The organism is Streptomyces sp. NPDC002138 (genome assembly GCF_040296485.1).
Classification (GTDB): Bacteria; Actinomycetota; Actinomycetes; order Streptomycetales; family Streptomycetaceae; genus Streptomyces.
This window is the reverse complement of record NZ_JBEOXE010000050.1, coordinates 44,842-53,936: the sequence shown is the minus strand read 5'-3', so window position 1 is coordinate 53,936 and position 9,095 is coordinate 44,842. Positions and strand designations below refer to the sequence as shown.

Annotated in this window: 4 protein-coding genes; 2 read left to right on the top strand and 2 right to left on the bottom strand. The window is 74.8% G+C overall.

From position 1 onward, the window contains the following. Nucleotides 1-255: 255 nt before the first annotated feature. A complete protein-coding gene (locus tag ABT084_RS27745; protein ID WP_351049338.1) occupies nucleotides 256-1,899 on the bottom strand; it encodes a type 1 periplasmic-binding domain-containing protein in 1,644 nt (547 codons plus the stop codon). Nucleotides 1,900-1,951: 52 nt separating this feature from the next. Continuing rightward, nucleotides 1,952-4,141 carry a hypothetical protein gene (locus tag ABT084_RS27740; RefSeq protein ID WP_351049336.1) on the bottom strand — a complete coding sequence of 730 codons (2,190 nt, stop codon included), beginning with the start codon at nucleotides 4,139-4,141 and terminating at the stop codon, nucleotides 1,952-1,954. 279 nt (nucleotides 4,142-4,420) lie between these two features. Between ABT084_RS27740 and ABT084_RS27735 the strand changes: the two genes are divergently transcribed. Both ABT084_RS27735 and ABT084_RS27730 read left to right on the top strand, forming a co-directional pair. After that, nucleotides 4,421-5,122 carry an NPP1 family protein gene (locus ABT084_RS27735; protein ID WP_351049347.1) on the top strand — a complete coding sequence of 234 codons (702 nt, stop codon included), beginning with the start codon at nucleotides 4,421-4,423 and terminating at the stop codon, nucleotides 5,120-5,122. A gap of 100 nt (nucleotides 5,123-5,222) precedes the next feature. After that, on the top strand, nucleotides 5,223-9,053 hold the full coding sequence (locus tag ABT084_RS27730; RefSeq protein WP_351049334.1) for an nSTAND1 domain-containing NTPase: 3,831 nt from the start codon (nucleotides 5,223-5,225) through the stop codon (nucleotides 9,051-9,053). The last annotated feature ends 42 nt before the right edge of the window (nucleotides 9,054-9,095 follow it).

Below are 9,095 nucleotides of genomic sequence, written 5' to 3'. Positions count from 1 at the left end.
GTCCTCTCCCGGTTCTGGCTCCCGCTGACCGGACAGCTGCCCTGGGACATGGTCGCCTTCCTCGACGACGCCTATCACCGGGGCGTACTGCGCACCACGCCCCGGCACGTCGGTCCCGCCCCCGTGTGCGGTGTACGTCCATGTGCTCCCCGCCCTCCTGATGGGCCATCCGGCGGGGAGCATCCTCCTGGTGCGGGGCGGCCGGGGCCAGCAGGCGAATTCGGCCACCCCCGCACGCCGGTCCCCGGCGGCCGTTCAGCAGCCGGGAGCGCCCGTGCCGCCGCGCTGCGGCAGGCTCAGGTTGGGGGCGGAGTTCGGCCAGGTCAGGGTGACCGTCTTCGTCTTGCCGTCCGGCTGGATCTGCACGATCGGTGCCGGCTTGCCGACCGGGTTGCCATCGGGGCCGAACGACAGCCAGCCGCTGGCGCCCGGGAGCATCTGCGCGCAGTAGAACTGGTGCAGGAGACCGGTCTCCAGACCCGGATCCTTCAGTCCCGCGCTGTCGTTGCGGGCCGCGCTGATCGCGGCCACCGTGGCGTCGTGGGTGAGCATCGCCTGGCCGTTGGCGAGGTCGGCGGGGTCGTGGGCGAGGGCCGCCGCGTCGCCCTGGGTGGTCAGGCGCTGGCCGGTGCAGGGGTCGGGCCGTCCGGTGTACGCCGCCCAGAACTGGTCGTAGTTGTGCTTCGCGTCCGAGCCGGGGCATTCGGTGCCCCACTCGTCGGGGCTGGCCAGCGCGGTGTAGGCGACGGTGACCCGGCCGGAGGCGACCCCCTTGAGGACGGCTTCGTCGTGGATGGCCTCGGAGGCGTCGTCCCCGGCGAGGATGTGCAGCGTCGGGATCCCGCAGGGCGGGCCCTGGACCCAGTTCTGCACGAACGCCCCGAGGTCGCGGCCGCGCCCGGCGAAGTAGAGGACGGACGGCGCGGCCTGGCAGAGGTTGGCGTGCATCAGGTTGAACTGCTGGACCAGATAGTCCTGTCGGCCGGAACCGCTGGGCAGGCTCTGGGGCGAGGTGTACGGAAGCACGGTGACCGCGCGGTTCGGCGCCTGGAAGCGGACCTTGGCCTCGGCGGCGAGGGTGGCGGTGTAGTCGTCGCCCGCGACCCCGTCGGCGACCACCGCGAGCGAGCTGACGGCGGGGCGCAGCCCGGACACGTACTGGTTGGCGGCGATCACCGAGTCGGTGTTGGTGGGCGAGACCCGGAACATGTCCGGGATCAGCCGCTTGCCCGCCGGGTCGGCGGGGTCGATGTTCATCGACGTGCCCGTCACCGTCGAGCCGATGACGGGGATGTGCAGCCGGGAGGAGATCGCGGCGGCGGCCTGCCGGGTCTGCTCGGTGCTCTGGCCGAGGCCGACGACGGCGGAGATGTGTTCGGCCTTCGCGTGCTTCTCGACGCTGGCCACCGCTTCCTTCCAGGCGCCGTACTGGCTGCCCATGTTGGCCAGGTACAGCTTCACACCGGGCGTACTGCCGTACGCGGCCGTGTTGTTGGCGCGCCAGACGGCGGTGACGGCTCCTTCGATGTTGGGGTAGAGCGAGTCGTAGGTGAGGGTGTCCAGGTCGGCGACGGGCGAGAGGTCGAGCAGCAGCACCACGCTGGTGGACGGCCCCTTGACGGCCTCGTTGTACCCCTTGATCGCCTCCTCCAGCGTGCGCATGCGCGCCGGTTCGGCCTTGGTGAAGGGTGCGCTGTCGAGGTTCACGCCGACGCAGGCCAGGGGCGAGCCGGCCGCGGTCATCCCGGCCCCGCAGCTCAGGGCGGGCGGGAACGCGCGGTCCCAGACCCAGTTGCCGCCCAGGACGCACCCGGCGAGGACTATGAGGGCGGCGGCCAGGGAGAGCACCGGATGACGGCGCAGCCGTCCGAGTCGGGGGTTGTGGACACCTACGGTCATGAACTCTCCTAGCGGTGCGCCCGGACCCGCCCTGCGGCGGGGCCGGCAGGGGTCAGGCGAAGAGCGCGCCCGCTTGCTGGAGGGCGCTGACGTCCAGCAGGCGGGAGTTGTGCGAGAGCCGTTCGAAGCCCTCTTCGATCTGGGCGTCCCAGCTGCGGCTGTGCTCGGTGAGCGGATCGTTGTACAGCCACAGCAGGGCCAGCAGTTTGGCCGTGGCCACCGCCACGACGCCGCGGCCGCGCTCCTCGATCCCGGCGAGCAGGAGCGCGTACACCTCGGGGGCGGACCGCTGGTGGACCGGGCGGCAGGGCGCCGACGCCAGGTAGTCGAGCAGGCGTACCCACGCCCGGTGGTCGCGGTCGAACCGGGCGGCCAGCGCTTCGGCCACCGGGGCGAACCGGCCGAGGCACAGCTCGTAGAAGAGCCGCTGTTCCTCGGCCGCTTCCGGCGGCCGGCCGTGGGCGGCGGACATCCCGGCCAGCGCCTGCGCCTGGCGGCCGAAGACCTGGTCCCAGGGGTCGGCGAAGACGGCGTCCCCGTCCCGCGGCGTCCTGGACGGGCCGCCCGCGAGCGGCTCGGGCGGCGCCGCGGCCAGGGCGGTCAGGACGCACCGGCTCAGCCAGGGGTGCAGGACCGGCGGCCGGTCCGCGGGGCCCCAGCCGATCTCGCGGATCCGGGAGGAGCCGTGGGCGTACGTACTGACCCACAGGTTGCGCCGCAGCAGCTCCAGGCTGTGCGGGAGGTCGGCGAGCTCGGCCGGGACCCACGGGTCGTCGGCGGTGCGCATGTCGGCGAGGTACGCGGTCGCCACCACGATGGCGGGCGGGGGCGTCCAGCGCGCGCCGGGCACGGCGAGCCCTTCGGGCAGGCCGGCCTGCAGGGCCCGCGACCACAGCGGTCTGCCCGCGGTGTCGAGGGCGGCGGGCAGGGGTCTGTCCGCCAGGGTCGCGTCCTCGTCCGGCGGCGCGCCCTCGCGCTGTTCCTGTACGGCGGTGACCGCGCCCCAGTGGCCGCCGGTGAGCCGGTGGGCGACGGAGGCCGCGAGCGGCGGCGCGAGGGATCCCGCGACGTCGGTGACGTACCCCACCTGTTCCTCGGTCATCGGGTCGAGCCACACCGGGTACCACTGGGCGGCCACCGAGTCGGGGTCCGCGGCGGCGCCCGCGTCGCCCTCCCGGGCCCACGTGGCGCGGCCGGCGCGCGAGAGCAGCGGGACGCGGCGCTGTGAGGTGCCCGCGAGCGGTGTGGTCCGCCAGGGTTCGCACCAGCGGTGGGTCCATTCGGGCTGCCACTGGTCGCAGGCGGCGAGCACCACCAGCGGGTCGGCCCCGGCCGAGGCGCCCGGGCCGGTCTGCCGGTTGCGGATGCGGGCGTTGATGAGGGCGCCGAGGAAGCGGCGGCCGGCCGCGGTCTGGGCCCCGTCGACCAGCAGGACCCACGCGTGGTCGTGGCGCCCCCGGGCGGCCTCCTGCTCGGGGACCTCGCAGGAGCAGGTGGACCGCAGGGCGGGGTGCCGCTCCGCCTGGTCCTGGGCGTCGGCGAGGAAGGCGGCGAGGAGCGGGCCGACGGCGGCCGAGCGGGACGCGGTGCTGAGTCTGATCAGGGCGTCGATGGAGCCGGCCGCCTCCGCCTCCGGGATGCTGACGTGCCAGCGCAGGGCGTCGCGCAGTCCCCAGCGGGCGGCGCTCTGGAGCAGGGAGCCGATGACGGGCCGGGCCTGGTCCCGGACCGCGGCGACGACCTGGCGGCCGGTCCCGGACACCAGGGGGCTCAGCGCTCCGGTGGCCACGACGTCCATGGTGGTGACGGCGGCGTCCTCCACGTGGGTGGCGAACCGGCCCGGCCGGGTGCCCCGCGTGTAGGCCTGGATCAGGCTCCTGATCTGGTCGGTGGCCCGGGCGCGGTCGGTCTCCAGGTTCTCGTTGAGGGCGAGCAGCCCGAGCGCGAAGCGGTGGAAGACGGGGCTGCGGCGCAGGGTGTCCCAGCCGCGCATCATCTGGAAGGCGACGAGGGCGGCGGCGGACACCGGGTCCACCGGGTTCTCGTTGAAGTCGAGATGGGCGTGCACCACCGTCGAACCGCAGCCCTGGGACAGGGTGGACAGCAGGGTGGACTTGCCCGAACTGCGCGGCCCCAGCAGGGCCATGACGGGCTGCCGTTGCTGCGGATACCGCCAGATCATGTGCCGCAGGAAGGCATCGGCGCCCTCCGCGTGGCCAGGCTCCGTCGTTGCGTTCACCATTGCACCCGCCCCCCAGCTGGTCGCGTCGCCCGCGTCGACGCAACGGAAGTAAACACCGAACGGACGCGGGACGGCGGGCATACCGCGGATATTGAGGATCCGGAGAACAGCCGTTCCCAGGCCTCGTCTTCCCCGGGCGGGCCCCGCAGAATGCCACCACCCCCACAAGGTCGAGGAGTTCATGTGCGCACTCTGCTGTCGTCCACGACGCCGTCCGGTCGCCGGGGCGGGATACGACGGGCCCTGGCCGCCGCGGGTCTCGGCGCGGCCGCGCTCGTGATGACGCTGCCCGCCGTCGCGACCGCCGACGTACTGCCCTCGCTGCCGCAGCACGCGGACGGCCTGGAGCAGACCTTCTCCCCCGCCTACGACTACGACCGGGACGGCTGTTACGCCACCGCCGCCATCAGCGGCGACGGGCGGCTCAACCCCGGTCTGAAGCCGGGCGGAGACGTGAACGGGCACTGCCGGGACTCCACGCAGTTGCAGAACTCGAACACCTACGCGCGCGAGAAGTGCGACAACGGCTGGTGCGCGGTCATGTACGCCAGTTACTTCGAGAAGGACCAGGCCACGCTCGGCCCGGCGGCCATCGGGCACCGCCACGACTTCGAGCACGTCGTGGTCTGGATCAAGGACAACCAGGTCCAGTACGTGTCGACTTCGCAGCACAGCGGCTGGAAGTGGTATCCCGCCTCCCAGGTCCGTTTCGACGGGACCCATCCCAAGGCCGTCTATCACAAGGACGGGGTCTCGACCCACTTCTTCCGCCTCGCCAACTCCCGGGACGAGCCGCCGGAGAACCACACCGGCGCCTGGTTCTACCCGCGCCTGGTCGGCTGGAACGGCTATCCGGCCGGTCTGCGCGACAAGCTGATGAACGCCGACTTCGGCTCGGCCACCATCAAGATCACCGACGGCCGCTTCGGCGACGCCCTGAACGCCGCCAAACCGCCCATCCCCTTCGACCCCTACGCGTAGCGGCGGCGCGCGGACCCCCGCGGCCGGGCGGGCATGCGGACAACCGGAGGAACTCCTCCCGCCGAGGCGTACGTCCCTCCCGTGCGGGAAAGTACGCCCCGTGCCGACGGACGATGGGACGACCGATGGATTCGCGGCGGAGCTGCGGCGCCTGCGCCAGCTGCGCAAGATGTCGCTCTCGGCTCTTGCCCGCTCCGTTCACTACAGCAAGGGGTACCTGAGCAAGATCGAGAACGGTGGGAAGCCGCCCACCCCCGACCTCGCCCGCCGCTGCGACGAGGCGCTCGACGCCGGAGGCGAGCTGGCCCGGCTCGTCCCGGCCCAGCGCCCGGCGCCGGGGGCCGCGGGTGCGGAGGCCGTTCGTACGGGCGCGGGCGGCCCGCCCCAGGGATCCGCCGCGGTCTGTCCCTACCGGGGGCTCGCCGCGTACGGGCCCGGGGACGCCGAGTGGTTCTTCGGGCGCGACGGTGACACGGCGGAGCTGGCGGCCCGGCTGGCCGGGCGGACCGGGCGCGGCGCGCTGGCCGTGGTGGCCCCCTCGGGCGCGGGGAAGTCCTCGCTCCTCAAAGCGGGCCTGCTGCCGGCGCTGCGGCGCGGGGTGCTGCCGGTGCCGGGGGCGAGCGACTGGCCGGTGGTGGTGTGCACGCCGGGCGCCCATCCGCTGAAGGAACTGCTGCGCTGCGCGGCCGAGGTGCTGGGCGCGGCGGCCGCGGAGATCACCCCGGAGGGGCTGGCCGAGCGTCCGCGGTCCCTGCTGGAGGCGGCGGCCGCCGCGCGCGGGGAGGCCGGGCTGGTGCTCGTCGTCGACCAGTTCGAGGAGGTGTTCACGCTCTGCGAGGACGAGCGGGAGCGCCGGGCCTTCGTCCGGGTGCTGCACGCGCTGGCCGGGGCGCCGGGCGAATCCGGTGCCGCGGGCGCGTCCGGCAGCGCGGCCACCGCCACCGGCACCGCCGCCGCCACGACCGCCGTGGTGATCGGGATCCGCGCGGACTTCTGCGGCCACTGCCTCGATCACCCGGAACTCGTCGAGGTGTTCACCCACGGGCTGTTCGCCCTCGGTCCGATGTCCGGCGCGCAGCTGCGCGAGGCGATCACCGGTCCCGCCGCCCGGGCCGGCCTCGGCCTGGAGGGCGGCCTGGTCGAACTGCTCCTGCGCGACCTCGGCGACGGCTCCGCGGCCAATGCCGGATCGCTGCCGCTGCTCGCCCACACCCTGCTCATCACCTGGCAGCAGCGAGCCGGTACGACCCTCACGGTCGCGGGGTACGAGATGACGGGCGGCATCCACGGCGCGGTCGCCCGGACCGCCGAGTCCGTCTTCGGCCTCCTCGATCCGGCCGAGCGGCGGATGTCGCGCGAGCTGCTCCTGCGCCTGGTCCACATCGCCGAGGGCGCCGTCCAGACCCGCAGACCGGTGGAGCGCGAGCGGCTGCTGCGGCAGTTGCCGGACCCCGGGGCCGGGGGCCGGGCCCTCGACGCCTTCATCGAGGCGCGGCTCGTGACCGCGGGCGGCGAGACCGTGGAGATCACCCACGAGGCGCTGCTGCACGCCTGGCCGCGGCTGCGCGAGTGGACCGAGCGGGACCGGGCCTCGCTGCGGATGCGCCAGCAGCTCTCCGAGGCGGGAGCCGAGTGGCGGGCGGCCGGCCGCGACCCCAGCCTGCTCTACCGGGGGACGCGGCTGGCGGGCGTACGGGAGTGGACGGCCCGGGCCGCGGACCGCTCGCGGCTCGGGCCCGAGGAGCGGGAGTTCATCGCCGCCTGCGAGGCCGAGGAGGACCGCCGGGAGCGGGCGCTGCGGCGCCAGAGCCGGGTCCGCCGGGCCATGGTCGTCACCCTGGCCGGGCTGCTCGCCGTGGCGCTGACCGCCGGGGCCCTGGCCGTGCAGCAGCGGGCGCGGGCGGTGGACCAGCGGCGCACCGCGCAGTCCCAGGCGATGGCGGTGCGCTCCGGTCTGCTCGCCGCCGGGCAGCCGGAGGCGTCGATGCTGCTCGCGGCGGGGGCCTACGGCACGGCCCGCACCCCGCAGGCGCGCGGGGCGCTGCTGAGCACGCAGGCGCAGTACTTCGCGGGGCGGCTGCGGGGGCACGAGGGGCCGGTCAACTCCGTCGCGTTCAGCCCCGACGGCAAGCTGATCGCCTCGGGCAGTTCGGACACCACGGTCCGGTTGTGGGACGTCGCCACCCGCAGCCTCGTCGCCATCCTGCGGGGGCACACGGGCCCGGTGACCTCGGTCGCCTTCAGCCCCGACGGCCTGCGGCTGGCGACGTCGAGCGCGGACGGCACGGTACGGCTGTGGGACGCGGGCGCGCGCCGGATCACCGCGACGCTGACGGGGCACCACGGTTCGGTGCGCTCGGTGGCGTTCAGCCCGGACGGCCGCGCGCTGGCCAGCGGCGGCGTCGACCACACCGTCCGGCTGTGGAACCTGCCCGACGGTACGGTCCGGACCGTCCTGACCGGGCACGAGGACGCGGTCATGGGCGTCGCCTTCAGCCCGGACGGCGCCACCGTCGCCTCGGCGGGCGCCGACCGCACCGTGCGCCTGTGGAGCACCGGCGCGGAGCGGCAGGTGGCGCTCCTCGCGGACCACACCGACCAGGTGCTGGGGGTCGCCTTCAGCCCGGACGGCCGCACGCTCGTGTCCTGCGGCGCGGACCGGACCGTCCGCCTGTGGGACCTGCCCGCGGGCACGGTGCGTGCCGTCCTCACCGGGCACGGCGACGACGTGAACGCGGTGGCGTTCACCCGGGGCGGTGACACCCTCGTCAGCGCCAGCGGCGACGGCACGGTGAAGCTCTGGGACCCGGTCACGCGCAAGGTGATCACCACCCTGTCGGGGCACACGGACTACGTGCAGGCCATCGCCGCCGGGCCCGGGGAGCAGCTGGCGACCGGCGGGTTCGACCAGTCCGTGGTGCTGTGGGACCCCGGCCGCTCCGCCCTCGCCGCGCGGCCGTTCGCCGAGTCGTGGCAGTCGGCCTACTCCCCGGACGGGCGCCTGCTGGCCGCCGCCGCGGCGGACGGCACCGTACGCATCTGGGACACCGCCCACCGCCGCCTGGTCAACACCCTGACCGGGCTCGGTGGTTCCGCGTTCGCCGTGGCGTTCTCCCCCGACGGGCGACTGGTGGCCGCGGCGGGCGCCGATCGTACGGTCAGACTGTGGGAGACGGCGACGGGGAAGCCGTCCGGGACCCTCACCGGGCACACCGGTTCCGTCTTCGCCCTCGCCTTCGCCCCGGACGGCCGGACGCTCGCCTCCGCCAGCGCCGACCGCACGGTCGCGCTGTGGGACGTGGGCTCCGGGCGGCGCGAGGACCTCCTCGAAGGGCACCAGGACTTCGTCAACGCCGTCGCCTTCAGCCCGGACGGGCGGACCCTCGCCACCGGGAGCGACGACCTGACGGTGCGGCTGTGGGACGCGAGGGATCCCGGGCACCCGGAGCGCTCGGTGCTCCGTGGCCACACCGGGTCGGTGCGCGGGATCGCCTTCGCCCCGGACGGGCGCACCCTGGCCAGCGGGGGCAACGACGGCACCGTCCGGCTCTGGGACCTGGTCCGCCGGACGGCGGCCGGCACCCTCGCGGGGCACAACGGCTCGGTGCGCGCGGTGGCGTTCAGCCCGGACGGCGCGGTGCTGGCGAGCAGCGGCAGCGATCAGACCGTGAAGCTGTGGGACCCCGTGGGCGACCGGCAGATCGCCACGCTGAGCGGTCACACGGGCGCCGTCTGGGGGGTCGTCTTCGACCCCGTGCTCCCGGGCACGCTGGCGAGCAGCAGCAACGACGGGACCGTCCGGCTGTGGAACACGGACGTCGCGGAGCGCGGGGCCGAGGTGTGCCGGCTGGTGGGTGACACCGGGAGCGCGCGGTGGGCCCGGCTGCTGCCCGACGAGCCGTACCAGCGCGTCTGTCCGGCCCGGCGCTGAGCGGCCGTTGGGGCCCCCGGGGCGCCGGCCGCGGGGCACCGG

Bases quoted from the DNA above. Each gene is read 5' to 3' on its own strand.
- ABT084_RS27745 (WP_351049338.1), bottom strand. From the start codon at position 1,899: ATGACCGTAGGTGTCCACAACCCCCGACTCGGACGGCTGCGCCGTCAT.
- ABT084_RS27735 (WP_351049347.1), top strand. From the start codon at position 4,421: ATGACGCTGCCCGCCGTCGCGACCGCCGACGTACTGCCCTCGCTGCCG.
- ABT084_RS27740 (WP_351049336.1), bottom strand. From the start codon at position 4,141: ATGGTGAACGCAACGACGGAGCCTGGCCACGCGGAGGGCGCCGATGCC.